Origin of the sequence: Schleiferilactobacillus shenzhenensis LY-73, from assembly GCF_000469325.1 — a bacterium.
In the GTDB taxonomy this organism is placed as follows: Bacteria; Bacillota; Bacilli; order Lactobacillales; family Lactobacillaceae; genus Schleiferilactobacillus; species Schleiferilactobacillus shenzhenensis.
This window is the reverse complement of sequence record NZ_KI271596.1, coordinates 11,751-34,535: the sequence shown is the minus strand read 5'-3', so window position 1 is coordinate 34,535 and position 22,785 is coordinate 11,751. Positions and strand designations below refer to the sequence as shown.

The following is a 22,785-nucleotide window of genomic DNA, read 5'->3' as shown; positions in this document are numbered from 1 at the left end:
CCGGAGCTTGCGGAGCTTTGGCACGGCGTCGAGGGAGAATTTTGTCCCAGTCCCGTTCTTACAAAACTGTTACCCAAACCGGCCCAAAGCATGATGTTTCGCCAGGCACCTTGCTATAAGATAGAAGAGACAAAGCGTTATACTGAACCCAAGCGGAAGGAACGGTGCAGAATGTACGATAAATTTGTGAGCAATACCCGGTTACGACGGTGGACAGTTTTCTTCATCATCGCTTTTATCCTGTTCATCACCCGCAGTATGCTCACCGAGATCCTGCTCACGTTCATCTTTTCTTTCTTGGCGGTCCGGCTGCTCCAGCACCTGCGCCGGCACTGGACGATCAAGCGGCCCTGGACGGTCATCGCGCCGCTGTACCTGCTGATTCTTGGCGGGGTCTACCTGATTTTGACCCATTATGTGCCGATCATCGTCAAGGAGACGTACCACGTCGTGGACAGCCTGGTGAAGTTCTACAACAGTCCAGCATTCGACCAGAATGCGGCGTGGAGCTTCATGACCCGCTGGGTCGACCGCCTCGGACTGACGACGCAGCTGCACAATGGGCTGACCGGCCTGGTCTCCACGATTACCAGCATCGGCCACGTGGGCTTGGCCATCGTCATTGCGTTCATTCTCAGCTTCTTCTTCGCCGTGGAGTTCGATGATCTGAAGCGGTTCGGCCATAACTTTCTCACCAGCGACTTCGATTGGTTCTTCCAAGACTTCAACTACTTCGCGCAGAAATTCGTGAACACGTTCGGGGTCGTCTTGGAAGCCCAGCTGTTCATCGCGTTGGTGAACACGACGATCACCGGGGTGACCTTGGCCATCATGCGGATGCCGAACCTGGCCAGCTTGACGGCGATGGTGTTCTTCCTGTCGCTGGTGCCAGTAGCCGGGGTGATCATCTCCTTGGTACCGCTGGCACTGGTGGCTTACACCGTGGGCGGCTGGCGTTACGTGGTCTACATCCTGATCATGATTGCAGTAATCCACGTGCTGGAAGCCTACATTCTCAACCCCAAGTTCATGGCCAGCCGCACTCAGCTGCCGGTCTTCTTCACCTTCGTGGTGCTGATCCTGGCACCGGAGCTGATGGGACCGTGGGGCTTGATCGTGGGTATTCCCGTCTTTACTTTCTTACTGGATATTCTGGGGGTGAAGAGCATCCCCCGGCCGAAGCGATTGCCGAAGGTGAAGAAGATTGCGAAGGAGGTTGTCGATGATGGCGATTCAGATCATGACGGTGACGAAAAGTAATGTGCGTCAAGTCGCGGACTTGCAGCACGCGCTGTGGCCGGAGCACCCGCTCCTGGACCTGATCGTAGCCGCCCAAACGGCGGTGCAGGCGGCGAAGAGCCACTACTGGCTGGCTATGGACGGGCAAAAAGCAGTGGGCTTCTGTGAAGTGACCCTGCGTCGGGACTATGTGGAAGGTTCCGACACCTCGCCCACCGGCTACTTAGAGGGCATCTACGTCCTGCCGGATTATCGCCGCCAGGGCATCGGCACGGAGCTGGTCAACGCCGCCGCCCACTGGCTGCGCACGCAGCGCGTCTCGGCCATGGGCAGCGACGTGGCCCTGGACAATACCGTCTCCCAGGCGTTCCACGAGGCGCTGGGCTTCGAGGAGACCGCCCGGCTCGTGCATTACCTGCGTAAGAATTAAGGGGTGGGGCGGTCATGCGGAAGAAATGGTGGGCGCTCCTCGCCGGCATCGCGGCCCTAGCTTTGGCGGGTGTCGGTCTTTGGCGCAGTGTGCTGTACCGGCCTGATTTGGCCGGCGGAGTGGCCCGGAGTACCGTGAAATTGAATGGGGGAAAGCTGACCAAAGCAATTGACGCCGAGGTCGCGCCGACCCACTTCAAAGGGGCTATCCTGACGATTCAAAAAGGCCAGGTGACGGCGTTGCGGACTTACGGCTACGCTAACGCGGACACCAAGCAGCCAATCACCGGCGATACGCTGTTCCCGGTGGCCTCCATGGAGAAGACCATGACCGGGCTGCTCATTGCCCAGCTGATTCGGGAGGGCAAGCTGAATTACACGACCAAGCTGAGCCGGTTCTATCCGCAAATCAGCGGAGCGGACCAGGTCAGTATTCGTGAGCTCTTGAATCATACGTCAGGCCTAGCAATGGACGAAATTGCCCCGGCCAGTGAATTGAAGACCGACGCAGCGGCTCTGGCTTACACCGTCCGTGAGGTGAGCAACACCCAGCAGAAGACGTTCAATTACACCAATGCCAATTTTGTTTTGCTTGCGGGGATCGTGGATAAGATCACCGGCAGCGACTTTTATTCCGTGCTGAAGCACCGGGTGCTGGACCCGCTGCACATGACCCACACCTACGATTTTGACCGGATTCCCAAGGGATCCAGCGTCGCCGAGGGCTACAAGTACGACGGCCGGGATTACGTCCCCGAGGAGCTGGACCGCAAGCTGCTCTCCAGCTTGCTCGGCACCGGGTCGCTCTACATGTCGATCAAGGACATGGCCACGTTCCAACTCGCCCTCAGCGACGGCCGCCTGCTCACCCGCGCCCAGTTCCAGGAACTTACGGACAAGCCGGACCACGACGGCAACTACAGCGGCGGCTTCTTCAACGTGGACGCCGACACCCGCTTGGTCGTCGGCCAATACGACGACTTTCCCAACAGCTTCAATACGATTTTTGAAGCGTACAACAATAATTCCGCCGGTGTGCTGATGTTCGCCAACCAGTTCACGGACACCGATACGAAGCAGATGGCGGAGGATATTCTAGATCATTTGTAATTAGTGGAAGAAAAGTTACCCGAAGAGGGCGTTGGTGTACAGCCATTGTTTTAGGCTGGCATCAGCGCCGTTTTTGTAGAATTTCTCCAACTGCCAGTTGAACCAGTGGAGTTTGTCCTCGGGAATGGCCAGCAGCCCGCGATTGTCAGAAAAGAGGAGCGCATTGGCGGCGACCAGGGCGGTGCGCTTGTTGCCGTCGAGGAAGAGCTGGCTGCGCATGAGCCAGAGGAGCAGTGTGAGGGCCCGGTCGGTGGTGCTGGTGTCTGCGGCGAGGATTGAATGAACGGCCGTTGTTGTTTCTACAGGATCCGGAATGGGCGGTTGGTATTCGTCATCGGTCAAAGGCACGACGATGGCGCGGTCACGGAATTGACCGGCTTCAGGTGCACCTCCCCCTTGGACCAGCAAGTTGATGTGCGAGATCGTCTCAACGGTAACTGGGGCAGTGCTTGTAGGTACAGTGGCGTACGTGAAAGCATCGTGCAAATTGAGAATCACACGAATGGTGCTGGGTTTAACGCCGGCCACCGGAAGATCTGATAGGATGGCCTTGGTGTCCAGCAGGGACGTTTGCAGATGTTCAAATTTACCCGCGAGGTAAACCAGTTGGGACATGTTTTTCTCCATCAGGTTCTGTTCTTGTGTGCGGGTTAACGAAAATTTATCCAGCATGTTTTTCCCTTCCTGGGCTGACGTTATAGGCCTTATTATAGCAAAGCCGCGGCGTGGAACTGCTCGCCGGCACTATGATTTTCACCGGTTTCCGTGTAAACTGAAAGGGTAAATTCAAAAGGCGAGGAGTTAATTTTTACAATGGCAAAACTTGTATTGATTCGTCACGGCCAGTCTGCCTGGAACCTGTCCAACCAGTTCACTGGTTGGGTCGACGTTGACCTTTCTGAAAAAGGGGTCGAAGAAGCCCAGCATGCCGGCGAACTGCTGAAGCAAAGCGGCATCGAGTTCGACCAAGCATACACATCCGTGCTGACTCGGGCCATCAAGACCCTGCACTATGCCCTAGAAGGCTGCGGCCAACTGTGGATCCCTGAAATGAAGACTTGGCGCTTGAACGAACGCCACTACGGCGCTCTGCAAGGCCTGAACAAGAAGGAGACCGCCGACAAGTACGGTGCAGAACAGGTTCACATCTGGCGTCGTTCTTACGACGTTCTGCCTCCTTTGTTGAAGGAGACCGACGAAGGTTCAGCAGCGAAGGATCGCCGTTACGCCAACCTTGATCCCCGGATCATTCCTGGCGGCGAGAACTTGAAGGTGACGCTGGAGCGGGTTATTCCCTTCTGGGAAGACCACATTGCGCCGGACTTAATTCAAGGCAAGAACGTCATCATTGCTGCCCACGGTAATTCCCTGCGTGCCTTGACCAAGTACATCGAGAACATCTCGGATGCAGACATCATGAACTTGGAAATGGCCACCGGCGAACCCGTTGTCTACGACTTTAACAAGCACTTGGATGTGCAGTCGAAGACGAAGCTTGACTAATCGTTTTGCTTGCATCTAGCAGAACAGGAAGTGTCCTCATTGGAGGGCACTTTTTTCGTATACGTTCGATTCTCAACACGGTCATTATTGAGAAAGCTGGTTGAGCAAAGGCAAGCAAATCAGCGTGCGGCATCCTGTTTTCCTACAAGTGCCTGCTCTGCCGCAACGATATCCGTCATCCCAGAAATCAGCGGATTACGGCCCTTTTTTGAATCAAATTTTCAGATGGTATTGGTTGGCACTTCCCAAGCAATGTCATATACTTATTTTGGAGCTGTTATCGGCAGAATAAGGGGGAGATTTCGATGGAAAGAAAAGAACATTATCGTTTGCACAAGTCCGGGAAGCGCTGGGTGGCTGGTATCGTGGCCACTGCCGCAATCGGTGTCCCGTTGGCGTTGCAGACACCGGTGGCCCAGGCGGCAGATGATTCTTCCAGTGTGACCGTCACCAAGACAGTTCAGGCAGCGAGTACACTCGATCAACAGAAAACCGCGTTAAAGACGACGTTGGATAACGCGTTCAAGACAGTGGGCATCAGCTGGAGTGGACAAGCGAATGGTGCTGGCGGCACCTTAGGAACATCATTTGATGACGCAAAAAACAGTGATCAGCTGAACACTGTCTGGCAAAAGGCCATGGCGAACTATGTCACCGCCAAGATTCAGAAACATTTGGCGTTGCCCGACAGCACGAGTCCGGCTAATGTAACAGCAATTAATGCATTTAAAGTAAAAAATGCCACAGTGACTAACTTCACCAATCTGACAAACCAGAAGGCGACCGATGATCTTATTGCCACCGGCAATACACCCGCGGGGCAGGAACCCCAGTACCAGACTGCCTTGACCAAACTGGACGATTTCTTTACGAAGACCGACTTGAACAAGAATAAGACAGCCTTGCAAGACGCCCTGACCGCTGGCCAATGGGCTACACTAACTGCGGGTTCAGGCAGCCAGGCGCAGACCTTGTCTGCTCTGGTGACCGGAACGACCAGCAGCAATGAATTGAACACCCAGTGGCCAACGGTTGCCAATACGGTGGCGGCGGCTACTGCCAAGAAACTGCTGAATGCCAGTACGGATGACGCGGTGGCGGCGTTTCTCAAAGCCAAGTCCCAAGTGACCGGATACTTGAATGAAACCAACCAGCAGGTCATCGACGCCATCGTGTCCGCCAAGAAGATCAGCACCAGCGTTTCCTTCCCGGATTACAAAGGGGCACTGGCCGACATCACGAGTTACTTGGATAAGGCAGTCAAAGCGCAAACTAATAGTGCCGTCGCAACCATCAACGTGCGGGATTGGACAGACGGCGCCATCATTGCCCAGCGGACGATCACGGTGAAGAGCGGCGACACGATTCCCATCGGCGCGGCTTACCACGATGGCTGGACATTTGATTACGTGAACTTGGATGGCACGAAGCAGGACGCCAATAACGGCACGTTTACTTTCTCCAAGACGATCAAGCAGGACACCACCTATACTGTTGATTTCCATTACAAGAAAGCAACGGGCAATGTGGAACAAGCGGCCACTGGTGTCGTCTACGTCAAAAACACGGAGGGGGCCAAGCTGTATACGGACAAGGACCTCTCCAAGCAAATCGCTAACCGAACGCTTGCGGTGGGTACTGGTTGGAAATATTTTACAAAGGTTTACGACACGAAGGGTGACCTGGTGGCGTATAAAGTGGCCACCAACGAATATGTGAAAGCTGCCGATGTCCAAACGACGGCGGTGACCGATTATGTCGTCCAGGCGTTCAATGGTGTGCTGCGAATCATTACGGACAACACACAAACGTATTCGGATGTGGCCCTCACGAAACCCATCACCGGCCAGGCTCTGGCCTATGGTTCGCGGTGGGCAGCACCGCAAAAGATTCTTCACGACGGCAAGACCACCGGTTTCCAGATTGGGATCAATGTCTATGTGCGCGTCGGCGACGTCGCTGTCGAGTCCAGCCGGCCCACGTTTACGGATACTAGCGACGTGGTTTACGTTCAACGCAGCCAGGCACCGCAATACGTCTTTGACGAAAACACCAATCAATTCACGCTGGCCGCGAATTTGCCTCGCTTGCAGATGACGTCGCCGTGGCAAGCCCATTCGAAAGCGGTCATGCAGGACGGTACGGTGTACTACCTGGTCAGCAGCAAAGGCTGGGTCAAGGGCGATGACGTCACTACCGCTCGGGTGACCAGCCGAACCGGCGCAGTTACCGTGACCAATATCAATGGCGCCCTGACCTATCGCAACCCCACCAAGACCGGTGATGCTGTCCAGCGGCTGGTAACGCGCAGTGCCTGGAAGATTTGGGCAGTGGCGCAGAACCCAGACGGCAGCTCCGCCTATCTGGTGGCAGACAATCAATGGGTATCCGCTAATGATGTCTCCGAACAGATTCAGGACAACACCCGCGGGCTTTTCCAAGTCGGCGATATTACCGCCGTCACTTTCGATAGCAACGGCCGCGTGATTCGGGGACAGTTCCTCAATCCCAATACGCGGTGGCAGGTGACCGGCCGGCTGACCATCGGCAATCAGCTGTTTTACCGGGTGGCAACGGGTGTCTATGTCCGTTCCGACTTCGGTATGTACGTTCAGTAAGAATGACGCCACGATCTGTCAGCGGCCCGGGATGATTTCTCGGGTCGCTTTTTTTGCGGCCTTTTTTTGCGAAACAAGACAGTTTCCATAACCCCTGTTTTCCTTGTACAATGTAATAGCATGCACATGACAGCATGATCAAAAACATGGGGAAAGTAGTGGCATCATTGGAGAAAAGAAACTCACCATTGTGGCAGGTACTGCTCAGCTTAGGCGGTGGTGCTTTTGTTTTTCTGGGCATTCTTGTGTTAAACCGGCAGTACGGTTTCTATAGCAGTGTGCCTAATCAGTTCACCGCGTCTTGGACGGCATTGCACATGCTCAATACGATCACGCAGGGGGTCGTTCCTTTTCTTTTCCTCTTGGCTGGTTATCTGAACGGTGAGAAGCGGCTATCTTTGGCTCGGCCGGTGATTCTCTGGCTTACTGCCGTGAGCAGTCTCATGGTCGGCACCGCTTTGGTTTTTGTCAGTTCTAAACAGCTGACGCTCACCGCTATTCTCAGCAGTGTCTTTCCAATCAGCCAGCGGGTCAGTCTGGTGCTGACGGGGATGCTGCTGGCGCTGCTTTTCCAGCCAGCACTGCTTTGGCTGCTGGAAAAGGGCGGCCAGTGGCTTGGCTGGGTAGTGGCCGTAGTTGTGGCAGCCCTTGGCAGTTTCCTGCAGATCGATCCGCCGCACCCGGGACAGTATGCCATTTTGCCCCTATTAGTGGGTCTGTTTTGGATTGGCATGGTATTACGCCGCAGCCGTTGGACGGCCATGCGGCGGTGGCGCAGCAGCGCTCTGCTGGCGGCGGTGCTGGGGCTGACGTGGACGGCCCAACTATTGCTGGCCAGTGAAGGGCATGGGGCAGGCGCTTTGGTTGACCGCCTGAGTACGCCCTTGGGACTGCCGCTGTTACTGGTAGCCGGCTTGACCATTCTATTCATTATGCCGAGTATGACCCTTACGGATGCCTCGGCGGTTTGCCGGACATTGGTCATCGTGTTCACCCTCAGTCAAGCCGCCGGCATTGGGCAAGTCATTTATGGCTTCTTTGCCGAGGCCTTCGGTTCCAGCATGAGTGATTTTACCATGGTGTCGATTGGCCTGGCTGTCGGGCTGAGCATTGCGACCTGGGCCTGGGGGCTTCTCGCTCAGCGCTTCCTCCAACGACCGGCGGGGTGGCTGACCCGGCATTTAGCATTTACGATTTCCGGGGACTTTCGGGATGGCTGGCAGTCCCTGCGGGCAGTTGGCCGGCGGTTCATTGCTGCGCAGTGGCCGCTCCTCGTTTTGCTGGGCGTCTTCTACCTCACCGTTTTTGGCTCATTTTTGGCCATGTCCCCCGGGGGCAGGATTATGCTGGATCTGGAAGGTGCCTCGGAGTCTGTTTGGCAGTACTTATTGACGGATGGGCAGACGATGATTTGGTATACGCTGGCCTTTCTCTTCGCCGCATTCTTCGTCCTGTACGTCGTCACCACGCGTTTTTGGCTCAGCTTCATTTTGACCGAGAGCGTCTATCTGATCTGGACCATCGCGAATGCCATCAAGATGGTGTATCGTTCCGCTCCCGTGACGCCGGCGGATCTGGACGAGTTGCGGGCCCTGCCGGAACTGGTCGGCATGCTGGGCGGCGGCTTCGTGTGGGTGCTCCTGGTGATTCTGATTGCCCTGCCCATCGTGGGTATCGTGCTGTTAGAAAGGCGCCTCCCCCGGAAGATTCGGGTGGCGTGGCCCTGGCGTTTGGCTGGTGTCGCAGCCGGCGCACTGCTGCTGTTCTCTCCGCTGACGATCAACAACCCCGGCTCATATTCTCAGGTGGTCAACGCCGCCATTGGGAACACCCAGAACACCATTACACCCCAAAAAGGCGTGCAGATGAGCGGTCCGCTGCTCCAATTCGTCAACGCGGTGGACGTGAAGGTCATGGACCAACCGGCCGGCTATTCTAAAGCACGGATTCAGGCGATCGTGGCCGCTTACGAGAAGCGGGCGGCGGTCATCAATAAGACGCGGTCGACCAATATTGGCGACCAGAACGTCATCTTCAACTTGAGTGAAAGTTTCACCGATCCGACGGAGTTTCCGAATACGAAGGTCTCCGGCAGTGATCCCATGCCCAGGATTCGGAGCTTGATGAAGACGACGACCAGCGGCCACATGCTCAGTGCCGGTTACGGTGGCGGTACCGCCAACATGGAGTACGAAAGTATGACGGGGCTGACGATGGGTAACTTTGCAGCGGATATCGTTCCCTATTCCCAAGTCGTGCCGACCGACCATGACGTGATCTCGTTCAATCAAAATTTTGCGTACGGCAGTGCCATTCACCCATACAACGGCGAATTCTACAACCGGATCCAGGTATATCAGAAAATGGGGTTAGCGAAGTTTTCTTACCTGGGCAGCCGGTATCCCATCACGGACAAACACAAGGTCCAGGACAATCCTTATTTGTCGGACCAGACAGCATATGCCAATGCGCTGAAGCAGCTGAACGCTCGCAGCGGTCCTCAGTTTATCCAACTGGTGACGATGCAAAACCATATGCCCTACGACACCAGCTTTTATCCAAAGAATCCCTATAAAGGGCACGTCTCAGGGACAGCGCTAAGCGATAAGGACACGACCGGTGCGATGGCCACATTCACGTATGGTGTCAGTCGGACGGACAAAGCGGTGGACAGTTTCATTAAGGCCTTGGATCGGCTGGATAAGCCAGTGACAGTCGTTTTTTATGGCGATCATTACCCGGGCATTCTTTCCGGCAGTTATGTCAGCGCGCAGCCGATCAAGATGCACGCGACCACGTATTTTATTTATTCGAACAAGGCCGCCCGCGCGGGGCACAAGAAGATTTTGCCAGCCGCGAAGTACGTCGGCACGAACGATTTTATTGCCTTAGTCCTGGCCCAGCTTGATGCCAAGGTGTCACCGTATGAGGCTTTATTGACGGACGTTCAGAAGAAGCTGCCGATCATGTCCATGCCGCCAGTGACGGAGAAGCAGGCCGACGGACAAACCATGACTCGACCGGACTGGGTCGGGAAGAACGGGCGCAAATTCTCTGAGGACAAGATGACTGCTGCGCAAAAGCGGCTCTACGCGGATTATCGGCTGATTCAGTACGACTTAGCCGCGGGTAACGAATATGCGTTACAGAGCAAGACCTTCACAAAAAATCCAGGGCAAGCTAAGTAATACACGACACTGCCGAAGTATTCAGGCAGACCAAAAAATCACCCTGCGGGCCAAATGGTCTGCGGGGTGATTTTATTTACTGGGACTGCCCAGTGCTGTTCTGCAAGGTAGACGATTACTTCTTTACTTGGTATAACCGCCAAGTCACTTTATCCTCATGGATCATCAGGTGGCGCTTGGCGACTTCCCGGTAATTTCCGTTGGTTAAGGCTGGATTGGCTTTCTTCATGGAGGTCCCATAAGGGACGCTCGTAACGACAAAATCCACTTTCTTGTAGTTGATGAGGGCATTTTGTACAGCCATCATTTCTGGCAGGCGATCATCGTCAATGTTTTGCTTCTCGAAGTAATAGGTGGTTGGCAAGACATCGGCAGCCTGATAGATGCCCATGTCCAATGTTCCGTAGTTAAGCAGTGTGGCATTAGGCACCTTGTGAATAATGCGTGCAAACTCCGTCTGGGCGGGTTCGGTTTGTTTCTTGCTGAGAGAGATCGAGGGGTTGTTTGGGAACAGACGAGACCGCCGAACGTTGGTGTTGAGGCCCAGGATAACACAGAAGACCGCGAGCAATGCAAACCCGATCTGCAGCTGATTGGGGGCAGTGTGCATGCGAGTGAACACCCACAACAGCGGCACGGCGGCAAAAGGCGTCATGATCAGCAAGTAGTAGGGCAGTTCCAGCCCGCCCGCAAAGGTAGAAATGGCCAAAGTGAAGAGACTGGCCATATACAGGAAAATGGTGTTGTTGTCCGGGAAAAGCCGATTCTTATCCGGACGAGCAAAGATGGGCAGGAAAATGGCACCGAGAAATAACAGAAAAAGCAGAGGGGTCTGGTCGGCCGTCTGCAAGAAGAGGGTAATCGCCTGGGAAAACCGTCCGACAATGGTACTGGCTGGATTCGCGTACAAGGCGATATTGGTATAAAAATACACATGAAACAGCGGCTGCACTCCGTTCACCAGGGCAAAGTAGACGAGCAGGGGCACAGTCACGACTGCGGTCCCGCCGAGCATGGCCAAGAGGGCTTTACCCAATGCGGCCATGCGGCCCTGGAGGGCAAGAATGATCATGAGGGCGAGGAGAAAGCCCACGTGAGCGCCGATGGCCGTGTACTTGATCCAAAAAATCAAGGTCCCGGTGATACCGAAGGCAAAGTAATACCAGTTGCTGACGGTCCATTCACGGCGGGGCAGGCGCAGGCCAAGGTATAAAACAAAAATGATGGCAGGCATCATGAATTCTTCAGCGCTGCCACCTTCGCCAAAGAATGGGGAAACAGTGATCACGATTCCGGTGATGGCCGCAAAGAGCAGACTCTTAGTATCGTCCAAGAACAGCCGACCCATGTGGTAGAAAAGGATCAGGTCGGTAATGAAGAAAAGGCATTCCAATACATATACCCCAAAATAGGAATTGGAAATAAAGTAGGCAAGCATGTAGAACAAATACAGAATTGGGCCTTTCTGCTCAAAAAGGTTGCGGTAGGGCACAAGGCCATGCGCCCACCCTTTGCCCATCGTCAGGAAGGCATTGACATCGTCCCAATCATTGGCTGGATACAGGAACGAGGATTTACTGATAAAGGTCATCACAGCGATTCCCAGAACGACCAATAATATGTAGTGAATGACGTGCGGGCGACGCCAAAGGGGAGCCGCCCTGTGGCGACTGGAAACGGGTGAATCAGACATAATTTACTTACTCCTTTCACGGCAGACCATTCTGGTATATCAATATACAATAGGCGATAGGCCAATAATGCCTGCCTCTTAATCCTACCCAACCGGTCTGTGAGATACAACATTTTTTCAAGTTGGAACCGTGTTCATTAACAATCGGGGTTGACGGATGCCAAGCCAAGTTTTAGTATACGGAATGAACGTTCATTCCAGTTTCAGAAAACAGTACGTTGAGGGGAAGAAAAAAACAATGGACAAAGCCACGAGTAACAAAGGGGAGGCCATTATGGAGGCCGCTCTGCATCTGTTCACCACCCAGGGGTATGCGGAGACGAATGTCCCGTCCATTGCCCGGGCGGCCCGGGTGGGGGTCGGCACCGTCTACCGGTACTTCAAGAATAAGGACAACATCTTGAACCATTTGTTCCAGAAGGTGCTGACCCTCTTTCTGTCAGAAATCCAGGACGCGGTGGACCGCCAGGCAAGCATTGAAGACCAGTTCAGTCAGATCTTCGATGCCGCCACGGCCCTGATGACCCACTACACGGTGGAGCTGCAGTTCATGAACCTGAACGTGTTCAATGAGATGCTGGACGCTGACAGCCAAGCGGCCCGGGACAAGGTGATCGCCTACTTCACCGACTTTCTCAAAGCCGGTCAGGACAGCAAGGTGATCGTGCCAGGGTCGGCGGATGCTCAACTCGTGTTAATGTACGGCAGCGTCCAAATGATGATCAGTTTTCTCTGGGCCCGGCGCCACTTCGCCCGGATCCAGCCGGAGGATACCCGCATCATTCGCCAATTGAAAAACCAGTTATGGAACGCATTGACTGTGGAGAGGAAGGTTTTTAGTGAAGAAGTTTAGAGAGCACCATATCCTCGCCCTGATTGCCTGGATCGTCATCGTCGTGGCGGCCGTTGTGCTGATGCCCAACGTCAGCCAGCTGACCCGGGACAAGGGGGCCATCAAGCTGCCCGATAACGTGGAGAGCCAGATGGCGACCCGCATCGAGAAGAAAGCCAATAACAACAAGACGGTGCGTACATATATCGCCGTGTTCAATAACGGTAATCAAAAATTGTCGGCCGACCAGATCAAAGCCGTCAATCGGACGATTAAAGACATTCACAACGTCAAGGGACTGAGCGTGGAAAGCATCACGGCCCCCAACGACAATGCCGAAACTAAGAAACAGCTAGTCGCCAAGGACGGCACCACCCAGATGGCCATGATTACCGCCAAGGCCAATGGCCGGGTGAGTGTCCAAAGCAAAGCCCTGCAAAAGCAGGTCAAAACGGCTGGGTTGAAGACCTATATTACCGGTTCGGACGTGCTGAACGACGACTTTTCAACGATCACTGAGAAAGGGATTCAGAAGACCGAGATCATCGCCATCGTCTTCATCCTGATCGTGCTGATCATCGTCTTCAAGTCGCCAGTGGTGCCGATCGCCTCGCTGATCACCGTGGGGGTGGCGTTCATCACCAGCCTGAGCATCGTGATGAACTTGGCCCAGTACCAAAACTTCCCCATTTCTAACTTCACCCAGGTCTTCATGGTCGTGGTGCTGTTCGGGATCGGGACGGACTATAATATCCTGCTGTACAACACCTTCAAAGGCAACTTGGGGGAGGGCTACGACGCAGTGACCGCCACCAAGCGGACGCTGCGGTACGGCGGCCGAACGATTCTCTACTCGGGTCTGTCCGTGCTCATCGGCTTCACCGTCCTGGCATTGGCGAAGTTCTCCTTCTACCAGTCCGCGGTGGGCGTGGCCGTGGGGGTCGCCGTGCTGCTGCCGGTGCTCCTCACCTTGAACATGTTCTTCATGAGTACGCTGGGGGCCAAGCTTTTCTGGCCCAGTAAGACCAGCGGCGGGGAAGCCGAGAGCCGCCTGTGGCACCGGCTGTCCACGTGGGGCTTGGCCCAGCCGATCATCACCATCGGCGCCATCGTCATTCTGGCCCTGCCCTTCGCCTTCACGATGAACCAGACGCTGAACTTCAACAACGCTGACGAGCTGCCGGAATCCGTGCCCTCCAAGGTCGGCTACCGCCTGATTCAGAAGCACTATTCCAAGGGGATGACGGCCCCCTCGACGGTCTACATCGAGAGCAAGAAGCCGCTGAACACCCAGGAAGACTTGGCGGCGGTGGATGATTTGACCCAGTACCTCCAGGAAGAAAAGGGCGTCAAGACCGTGGCGTCTGTCACCCAGCCGGGAGGCAGTAAACTTTCTCAACTCTACCTGAAGAACCAGCTGGGCACTGTCGTCTCAGGGCTGGACCAGTCCACGAAGGGGCTGAAGCAGATCCAGTCCGGGTTGAACGATGCCAATAAGCAGCTGACGGCCGCTGACGTGAATGGTCAGCTGGCCAAGGTCCAGCAGCTGGCGGACGGTACCCAGCAGCTGCAAAGCGGGGCCAGCCAGCTCAACAGCGGCGTCAGCCAGTATACGGCGGGCGTGGGCCAGGTCAATAGCGGTGTCAGCCAGATGCAGAGCAAGGTACCCAGCCTGACCAGCGGTGTCAGTCAGCTGGCCAGCGCTACCCAGCAGCTGCAGACGGGGGCCAGCAGTCTGGCGTCCGGGATCAATCAATACACTGCCGGGGTCGACCAAGTGAACAGCGGCATTGCCTCGCTGCAAAGCAAGACGCCGGTCTTGACCAGCGGTGTCAGTCAGCTGTCGGCGGCGGGCACGAAACTGCAGACGGGGATGAGTCAATTGAATACCCAGGTGCAGCAGATTTCTCAACTCGCCCAGCAGCTGATTACGCTGGCCAACCAGATTCCCGGAGCGAGTGCGGTCACCGGGCCGGTGAGCAATGGCATCAACCAGTTCAGCAGCGGCGTCGGCCAGTTGAATACCGGCACCAGCCAGGTGAGCAACGGCTTGACCAGCTTGAACGGGCAGATGCCGGCCTTGACGAACGGGATCGGCCAACTGGCCAGCGGCGGGCAGCAGCTCGCGGCTAATGGCAGTACCCTGAAGAACGGGGCCAACAGTCTCGCTAGTGGGACGACGCAGGTCAACAGCGGTGTGCAGTCGCTGAACGGCCAGCTGCCGGCCCTGACGAGCGGGATTGGTCAGCTTTCTGCCGGGACCCAGCAGCTCGCCAAGAACAGCGGCACGCTGAATAGCGGCGCGTCGTCCCTGGCCAGCGGCACCCAGCAGGTGAATGCCGGGGTGCAGCAGATGAACACCCAGGTCAAAGCCTTGGGGACGCAAGTCAGTCAGCTGCAGAAGGGCCTGGTCAGTGCCAACGACGGTCTGACCACCCTGCAGAAGGGCAATGCCACCATGAAGTCGTACCTGAGCGGCTTGCAATCGTCTTACATGGGCGACCAGTTCTACATTCCTAAGGACACCATCAGCAGCAAGACCTTCAAGCCGGCGCTGGCCAATTACATGGCGGATGGTAACAAGATCACCACGCTGACGATGGTCTTCAAGGGCGACCCGGCCACGCTGGCATCGGCCAAGCGGCTGCGGACGATTCAAAGCGACATCCAAGCCAAGCTGAAGCACGGGGCGTTGAAGGACGCCACCGTCGCGGTCGGCGGCCAGACATCGCAAACGGCGGACCTGCAGGAGCTGGCTAACGGCGACTTCCTGCGGACGGCGGTGATTATGGTCGCCGGGATTGCCATCGCCCTGATGGTCGTGACGCGGTCAATCATCCAACCGCTGACCATTCTGGCGACGCTGCTGATGGCTTACGTCACCTCGTTGAGCCTGACGCACATCGTCACCAAGGTCTTCCTCGGCGCACCGATGCTGACGTGGAACACACCGTTCTTCTCCTTCATCATGCTGATTGCGCTGGGCGTGGATTACAGTATCTTCCTGATGATCCGCTTCCGCGACCTGCGGGTGATCGAGCACAACACCGCGAAGCGGATGCTGCGGGCAGCGGGGGCCATTGGGGCCGTCGTTATTTCCGCGGCCGTCATCCTCAGCGGCACCTTCGCCGCGTTGATGCCGTCGGGCGTCACGACGCTGATCCAGGTCGCCTTAGCCGTGATTATCGGTTTGGTGATTCTGGTGATCACTCTGCCGCTGATGCTGTCGGCGGCAGTCGAATGGGTCGCCCGGTCGCAGAAGCTGCCGAAGAAGGGCAGTGCCGCGTATACTGCCGAGAGTGAAGCGGCAGGCGACGGGGAGAAGCAGACGACTGATTCGGCGAAGAAGACAGAAAAGTAACGCACGTATCAAATGAAAAGCACGCACCGGCGATGGCCGATGCGTGCTTTTTGATGCCGTGAAGAGTTGACAAAGAAAAAGCACCCACCGCAGTCAATGGATGCTTTTGGTATTTGCCGGTGCAACGAATTACCGTTTCTTCACGTCAATCGTGCCGTCTTCCCGGGCAATGATCACCGTATCGCAGATGCCTAGGAACAAGCCGTGTTCCACCACGCCGACGGTACTGTCCAGATAGGTGGCCAAGCCCCGCGGAGCCGGCAGCGGATCGATGTAGAGGTCAATGATGTAGTTGCCGTAGTGGGTTACGTAACGTTCGCCAGTGGCGGTCGTGCGGAACTGGGGCAGCAGGCCTTCGTCTTCAAATTGATTGTAGACTTGCTTCGCACTGATCGGCAGGACCTCGACGGGCAGGGGGAAACCGCCTAAGTGGTCGACGACCTTGGACTCGTCGACGATCCAGGTGTTGTGGGCGGAGTGGACGGCGACGTTTTTTTCCAGCGTCAACGCGCCGCCGCCGCCCTTGATGCCGTCCAGGTGGCTGTCCACCCGGTCGGCCCCGTCCACAGTGAGGTCCAGCTGTTCCACGTCGGCCAGTTCGCTGACGGTGAAGCCCAGGCCCTCAAGCTGTGCCTTAGACCGGGACGATGTGGTGACCACGGCCCCAAGCTGCAGGCCAGCGGCCTTGCGCTCACCCAGGGCATCAATGAAGAACTTGACGGTGGAGCCGGTGCCGACCCCCAACCGGGCACCGTTCCAGACGGTGTCCGCGGCTTGGCGGGCGGCTCTTTCTTTCATCGTGTTTTGATCGAGTTGGCTCAGCATGGCGATGACCTCCTTGAATGTACCCTTAGTATACATGAAAATGCTCAACTTGTGAAACCTCATTCGAAATATTTTTAGGACCGAATATACACGTGAAGTTGGTAGAAATGGCTTGATATAAAGGATTCTAACATCTAATAAATTGGAACGGTCCAAATAAAACAATGGTATAAAGCACTTTTCTGACGAAATACGTGATGAAGTGAGCACGATACGGTATAATAGAACTACGTGCTAAACTGAGGTGACGGGCTTCACGATTGGGGCGTGAAGCAGGAAATGAAAGAAGCTGATCACGTGGACGTGGGTGTGCCGAACAACCATTATCCCATTACTTATACGGGGCGATACGGGCCCCAATTGCGCCGGTCGATCGGGGTGGTCGTGCCGACCTTGATGAATCCGTTCTTCCCCAAGCTGCTCAGCGGCGTTGCGGAGACGCTGCAGCCGGCGGGGTATTACACGGAAGTGTTCAATGCCGAACTGGATGCGATGGACTTAGATCATTTGCTGACGCGCTTCGTCCCGGCGGTGCAGAAGGGGCTGATTCTTTGCGCCCCGAAGGTCACGACCCGCATCGTGGCTGAAATGGCCCAGACCACTGCGCTGCCCTACGTCCTCACCGATCAGGCCGACGATATCCCCGGGGCGGCCCGGATCAGCGTGGATGACACGGCGGGTGCCGGGCAAGTAGTGGACCATCTGGTAGGCTTAGGTCACAAGCGCTTCGCCATTGTCTGTCCGCCCCAGCTTCCTTTCAACATGGCCACCCGGTACCGCGGCTACTTGGATGCTCTCGCTCGGCACGGTATCCCCAGCAAGGCCGTGACGTATGTCTCTGCCCCCTTGACCCGCGCAGCAGGGGAAGCGGCGGCCGCTCAGGTCGTCCGGCTGCCCAGCATTACGGCCATCATCGCCATTGATGACGACCTGGCCATTGGGCTGCTCAAGGGGCTGGCCCGCCTGGGCAAGCGGGTGCCCCAGGATTATTCGGTGGCCGGCTACGACAACACTGACTTGGCCGCTTACGTCACCCCGGAGCTGACCACCGTCAACCAGCCGGTGATGGCCCTGGGCCACGCGGTGGCGGCGTGTATATTGGCCCAGATTGCTGGCCAGACGCCCGCGCTGCCCGCCCCGCTGCCGGTGCAGCTCCAGATTCGGAACAGCACCGCCCGGGCCAAGTTCGACTAAGCCCCGCCGGTTCGTTACCATAGAGATAGAATTCTAGAGAGAAAGCAGGCATTTCTGCAATGACCAATCACGTCGTCATCATCGGCAGTATCAACATCGATAACACGCTTCACGTCGCCCGTCTGCCCCAACCGGGGGAGACCATCGCCATGACCGGCTTCTCCCAGGCGCCCGGCGGTAAGGGCGCGAACCAAGCCGTCGCCAGTGCCCGGAGCGGGGCGGCGACCACCTTCGTCGGCCGGGTCGGGGACGATAACAACGGCTGGCTGATGATCGAGAAGTTGAAGAAAGAGGGCATCGACGTCCGCCACGTCGTCACCAGTCATACGCTGCCCACTGGCCAGGCGTACATTCTTCTGCAAGAAAGCGGGCAGAACTCGATCATCATCGACCACGGTGCGAATTACCAAGTGATGCCGGAGGATGTGGCCGCGGCGGCGGAGCCGATCAAGGCCGCCAGTTTTGTGATCACGGAATGTGAAACCCCGATTCCCGCCGCGGCCGCCGCCTTCCAACAGGCCAAGCAGGCCGGCGTGCGGACGATTCTCAACCCTGCTCCGGCGAACCAGCGGCTGACGCCGGAACTGTTGACGCATACCGACATCATTGTGCCCAACGAGACCGAGAGCGGCGCGCTGACGGGCGTTCCAATTACCGACGCCGCGTCCCTCCAAGCGAACGCGGCGTACTTCCGCGACCGGGGTGTGGGCATCGTGATCATCACCCTCGGGGAGAAAGGCGCCTACGTGGCCACCCCGGACAGGGCCCAGCTCATGCCCGCTTTTTCTGTCCAGGCGGTGGACACCACCGGTGCCGGCGATGCCTTCATTGGCGCGCTGGCATCCGAACTGCAGCCCAATCTGAGCAACCTGACCAGCGCAGTGCAGTATGCGCAGCGGGCCTCTTCCCTGGCGGTGCAGGGACTGGGGGCCATTCCGTCGTTGCCGCACCGGCAGGCGGTGCTGGCGGCGGCCCAAGAGAATGAATAACCGCGATTCACTTGGCGTCACCCACAGGGCGGCGCTTTTTTGTCTGGGCAGAAACGCTGCCGACGGGACGAACGTATTTCTGAAAGCAGCCACAATCCCATGACAGGGTACGCCCTTTAGCCATACATTTCCCCGAGCCCCTGCCTTTGTTACCGCCTTTCGGGTACAATGGGAAAGACCCAATTGGGGTCCTGAAAAGGAGTGGCATTCTTCGTGAACGTTGTCGATTTCGATTACCAGAACCGACCGGCCCGGCGCTGGGATTGGCTGGCCGCCTTTGGTTTGGCTGCCGGCGTGTTCTTCCTTGCTGGCAGCCTGGCTCGGGCCAATCCCTTGACCGGCGGCAACTGGCTGGGCGGCGACCTGAGCCAGCAGTACTTGTCTTTCTTCCAATATTATCGCCATGTCTGGGCGGGGGCGACTGACCAGATCGGCTACAGCTTCGCCAACGGCCTAGGCGGCAGTATGGCCGGCAACTGGGCCTACTACTTACTGAGTCCGTTCAATTTACTCACGCTATTATTCCCGCCCGAGCGGCTGCCCCAGGTGCTTTACGGCATTATTCTATTGAAGATCGGCTGGGCAGCGGCGGCGATGAGCTTCATGCTGCGGCAGATCGAACCGACTCTGGAGCGGGCGATCAACCTGGCCCTGGCCCTGAGCTATGCCTTGATGGGCTACACTGTTGTGTACCAAATGAACCTGATGTGGCTGGACGGCGTCATCTTGCTGCCGCTGCTGGTCTGGGCGGTGCGCCGCTTGCTGGATAAAGGCAGTTTTCTGCCCTATACCTTATTGTTGGCTCTAGCCGTCATCAGTAATTATTACATTGCCTACATGCTGGCGGTCTTCCTGGTGCTCTATTGCGCCTATATGATCATCATGTCCTGGTACGACTGGCGGCGAGCGCTGCGCCAGCTCGGCCGCTTCGTGTGGGGCTCCCTGCTGGGCGGCTTATTGAGTATGGTCGTCGTGGTGCCGACCCTGCTGGACCTGCTGGCCGGGAAGGGGACGCAAGCGACGCCCAAGCTGCCGCTGTTCATCGCCGGTTGGACCCAGACGCCGGCGAAGCTGATCATCGGCTCACCGAGCAACGGCTTGCCCAATGTCTTCATCGGCACCTTGGCCCTCTTCGCCTTCGTCGGCTACTTTTTCAGTACCCGCTTTGCGTTAAGGGAGAAAATCGCTGGCGGGCTGGTCGCGTTTGTCCTCGGGGCGGGCTTTGTTTTTAATGGCATCAACCTGTTCTGGCACGGGCTGCAGCTGCCCCAGGCCTATCCGTTCCGGTTCAGTTTTCTGGTCAGTTTCTGGCTGATTTATTTAGCCGCCACGCAGCTGACCCAGATCGTCTACTGGCACTTTGAATCCTGGTTCCCACCAACCCTGGTGGCCGGGGCGGTTTTGGTCTACGCCTTTTTACTGCGGCACCAAGTGGCGGGCATCACGCCGGTGCGGCTGGCTTTGAGTGGGGCTTTCTTATTGCTGCTCCTCCTGGGCATCGTGCTCTGGCAGCGGCGCAGCGCGCGTATCTGGCGCTGGCTGGTGCTCCTCGCCGTGGTGGGAGAAGTGGGTGCCAATGCGACCCTCAGCATGGCGACGCTGCCACGGGTGAGCACCGCCGCACTAGCCCGCAGCAGTCAAACGACCCTCCAGTGGCAGAATGCAGTCCGGAAGCAGGCTGACGCGGACTGGTACCGGGTGGCGGCAGTGCCGCTCACTCCTGGTCAGGTCAATCAATCATTAGAGGCTGGGCATGCCAGCGGGACGGCGGCAGCCGGGCCAAGCAGCACTGCTGTGGTCAATTTATACCAGGCCCTCGGACTGCCGGCGGGGAACCGCGGTTACGCCGGTGTCACCGGCACCCAAGTGAGCGATGCACTGTTGGGCGTGCAGTACACGGCCGTTAATGACCAGACCCGAACTAATCTCCGTACGGATCTGACAGCGGAATCCGTTGTCTACCAGCGCGGGGCCATGACCGTGCGCCAAAGTCCGAACACTTTGCCGGTGGGGTTTGCCGTTGACCGTCAGGCGGCCTTAGGCAAGCTGTCCCCGACGGACCCGTTAGCCAACCAAACGCTGATGATGAATACCTTGACTGGTGCCGATGATGAATTTTTCACCAGCGTACCCGCCGCTCGCGCTGTTCTGACCAATGTGCACCGGGAAGGGACTGCGCTGGTCCCTAGCCGCAAGGGCCGCGCCGCCACCGTGACCAGTAATACGCCGGTCACCCGACAGCTGCCCACTTACGTGATCGTCCAGCCGGCCGCTTTGCACGACTCGGCGGTGACGATCAATGGCGAAAAAGTGATTTTACCTGTTGAGTCGACCGGACCCATTGTCGTCGGCCTTCTTCCCCAAAATGGGCAAGTGAATGTGCGCTGGACCCTGCGGCGCAAAACAGAAGCGCAGCCGTTGCGCATCGCTCAGCTGCGTCCCGCCATTTTGCACAGTGCGGTCACGCGCTTGAATGCCCAGGCCTGGCGGATCACCAAGCGCAGCGGCAATCAGCTCAGCGGTACAATCACGGTGGGCGCTGGGCAGCAGCTGATGACGCTGATTCCCTTTGCTTCGGGCTGGCATGCTGTGGTGGACGGTCGGGCAGCACCTGTCCGCCGATCCGCGAGCGCCTTTCTCAGCGTACCCTTGACTGCCGGGAAGCATCGGGTCACATTGCGGTACAAGCTGCCCGGGCTGACCTGGGGAATGATGCTCAGTATTCTCGGTCTCGTTCTGCTCCTGGGGACCGTCATTTATGGCCGCCACAGGAAGAAATCCGAAGCCGGCACAAATGTGTTTGAGCAATAGTCGTGCTTGGCGAGCGGCTTGACTTTTCTTGGCCGTGTTCCTTACACTTAATGAGGAAACCATTTTCAGAAAGGATGGATCGTATGACTGCAATTAATGCCCACAGTATGACGGATACATATGAATTGGCCAACGGGGTCAAGATTCCCGTCATCGGCTTCGGCACCTGGCAATCGTCCCCGGAGGACGCCTACCAGTCGGTAAAATGGGCGCTGGACGCCGGCTACCGGCATATCGACACGGCAGCTACCTACGACAATGAGCAGGCGGTCGGCCGGGCAATCCGCGACGCCGGCGTGCCCCGGGACCAGTTGTTTGTCACCACCAAATTGTGGAATGAACAACGGAACTCGTATGACGATGTGCTCCGGGCCTTCCAGGATTCCCTGACCCGGCTGGGATTGGACTACATCGACCTGTACCTGATCCACTGGCCGGAACCGGCTGCGCACCACCAGGATTGGCAGCACTTGAACGCTGAGACGTGGCGGGCGATGGAGCACATTTTCCACTTGGGCAAGGCCCGGGCGATCGGAGTATCGAATTTCTTACCCAAACATCTGAAGGCGTTGGCGAAGACCGCCAAGACGGCGCCGATGGTCAACCAGATCTTCCTTAACCCGTATTCTCCCCAACCCGACGTGGTCCAGTACAACCGCGACCACGGGATGCTCAACGAGGCGTATTCCCCGCTGGGTACCGGGGAATTGTTGAAGAGTGAGACGGTGGCGGCTGTGGCCAAGAAGCATGGCAAGTCACCGGCCCAGGTCCTGATTCGGTGGAGCTTGGAGCAGGGCTTCTTGCCGCTGCCTAAGTCAGTTCACCAGGACTACATCAAGGCCAACGCGGATGTCTTCGACTTCGAACTGGACGCCGACGACCACCAGCAGCTGGCCGCCATGGCGGGGAAGGGCCGTCAGCGCCAGGACCCGACGACGTTTGATTTTAGTAAGCCGATTCCGTTTTTGCATTGATTTGAAAAAAAGGGACTGA

The 22,785-nt window shown here is 57.0% G+C and carries 15 protein-coding genes; 12 read left to right on the top strand and 3 right to left on the bottom strand.

The window, feature by feature from the left end:
* The first annotated feature begins 171 nt into the window (after window positions 1-171).
* From L248_RS10375 to L248_RS15295, 3 genes are read left to right on the top strand one after another with little or no spacing between them, the layout of a single operon-like run.
* Window positions 172-1,260 carry an AI-2E family transporter gene (locus L248_RS10375; protein WP_022530168.1) on the top strand — a complete coding sequence of 363 codons (1,089 nt, stop codon included), beginning with the start codon at window positions 172-174 and terminating at the stop codon, window positions 1,258-1,260.
* Window positions 1,223-1,669, top strand: a complete 447-nt coding sequence (aac(6'), locus tag L248_RS10370; RefSeq protein WP_081701294.1) for an aminoglycoside 6'-N-acetyltransferase — start codon at window positions 1,223-1,225, stop codon at window positions 1,667-1,669. The genes L248_RS10375 and aac(6') overlap by 38 nt, the downstream gene beginning before the upstream one ends.
* A gap of 14 nt (window positions 1,670-1,683) precedes the next feature.
* Window positions 1,684-2,778, top strand: a complete 1,095-nt coding sequence (locus L248_RS15295) for a serine hydrolase domain-containing protein (RefSeq protein ID WP_022530166.1) — start codon at window positions 1,684-1,686, stop codon at window positions 2,776-2,778.
* A 15-nt stretch (window positions 2,779-2,793) separates the two neighbouring features.
* Here L248_RS15295 and L248_RS10360 read toward each other — a convergent pair whose 3' ends face one another.
* On the bottom strand, window positions 2,794-3,450 hold the full coding sequence (locus L248_RS10360; protein ID WP_022530165.1) for a Fic family protein: 657 nt from the start codon (window positions 3,448-3,450) through the stop codon (window positions 2,794-2,796).
* A 141-nt stretch (window positions 3,451-3,591) separates the two neighbouring features.
* Here L248_RS10360 and L248_RS10355 point away from each other — a divergent pair, with 141 nt between their 5' ends.
* The 3 genes from L248_RS10355 (at window position 3,592) to L248_RS10345 (ending at window position 10,087) form a co-directional block, all read left to right on the top strand.
* Window positions 3,592-4,281 (top strand): 2,3-diphosphoglycerate-dependent phosphoglycerate mutase, encoded by a 690-nt coding sequence (locus L248_RS10355; RefSeq protein WP_022530164.1) that lies wholly within the window; start codon window positions 3,592-3,594, stop codon window positions 4,279-4,281.
* Window positions 4,282-4,586: 305 nt separating this feature from the next.
* Window positions 4,587-6,899 (top strand): KxYKxGKxW signal peptide domain-containing protein, encoded by a 2,313-nt coding sequence (locus L248_RS10350; protein ID WP_022530163.1) that lies wholly within the window; start codon window positions 4,587-4,589, stop codon window positions 6,897-6,899.
* A gap of 146 nt (window positions 6,900-7,045) precedes the next feature.
* Complete coding sequence (locus tag L248_RS10345; RefSeq protein WP_196812029.1) at window positions 7,046-10,087, top strand: sulfatase-like hydrolase/transferase; 3,042 nt, start codon at window positions 7,046-7,048, stop codon at window positions 10,085-10,087.
* A gap of 115 nt (window positions 10,088-10,202) precedes the next feature.
* Here the strand turns inward: L248_RS10345 and L248_RS10340 are convergent, their stop codons facing one another.
* Complete coding sequence (locus L248_RS10340; RefSeq protein WP_040536261.1) at window positions 10,203-11,678, bottom strand: hypothetical protein; 1,476 nt, start codon at window positions 11,676-11,678, stop codon at window positions 10,203-10,205.
* Window positions 11,679-12,018: 340 nt separating this feature from the next.
* Between L248_RS10340 and L248_RS10335 the strand changes: the two genes are divergently transcribed.
* Window positions 12,019-12,633: a TetR/AcrR family transcriptional regulator gene (locus tag L248_RS10335; RefSeq protein WP_040536259.1), complete on the top strand. Its 615-nt coding sequence runs from the start codon at window positions 12,019-12,021 to the stop codon at window positions 12,631-12,633.
* Complete coding sequence (locus L248_RS10330) at window positions 12,620-15,973, top strand: MMPL family transporter (RefSeq protein ID WP_022530159.1); 3,354 nt, start codon at window positions 12,620-12,622, stop codon at window positions 15,971-15,973. Before L248_RS10335 ends, L248_RS10330 begins: the two co-directional genes overlap by 14 nt.
* Window positions 15,974-16,102: 129 nt before the next feature.
* On the opposite strand, the gene rpiA is transcribed toward L248_RS10330, so the two are convergent.
* Window positions 16,103-16,798, bottom strand: coding sequence for a ribose-5-phosphate isomerase RpiA (gene rpiA, locus L248_RS10325; protein ID WP_425423453.1), 696 nt, complete (start codon window positions 16,796-16,798; stop codon window positions 16,103-16,105).
* Between the two features lie 279 nt (window positions 16,799-17,077).
* Between rpiA and L248_RS10320 the strand changes: the two genes are divergently transcribed.
* From L248_RS10320 to L248_RS10305, 4 genes are all read left to right on the top strand, one after another.
* Window positions 17,078-17,992, top strand: coding sequence for a LacI family DNA-binding transcriptional regulator (locus L248_RS10320; protein ID WP_040536258.1), 915 nt, complete (start codon window positions 17,078-17,080; stop codon window positions 17,990-17,992).
* Between the two features lie 59 nt (window positions 17,993-18,051).
* Window positions 18,052-18,981, top strand: a complete 930-nt coding sequence (rbsK, locus tag L248_RS10315) for a ribokinase (RefSeq protein WP_022530156.1) — start codon at window positions 18,052-18,054, stop codon at window positions 18,979-18,981.
* 213 nt (window positions 18,982-19,194) lie between these two features.
* The gene (locus L248_RS10310; protein WP_040536256.1) at window positions 19,195-21,792 is read left to right on the top strand and encodes a YfhO family protein; all 2,598 of its coding nucleotides are present in this window, start codon (window positions 19,195-19,197) and stop codon (window positions 21,790-21,792) included.
* 83 nt (window positions 21,793-21,875) lie between these two features.
* The gene (locus L248_RS10305) at window positions 21,876-22,766 is read left to right on the top strand and encodes an aldo/keto reductase (protein WP_040536254.1); all 891 of its coding nucleotides are present in this window, start codon (window positions 21,876-21,878) and stop codon (window positions 22,764-22,766) included.
* Window positions 22,767-22,785 lie beyond the last annotated feature (19 nt).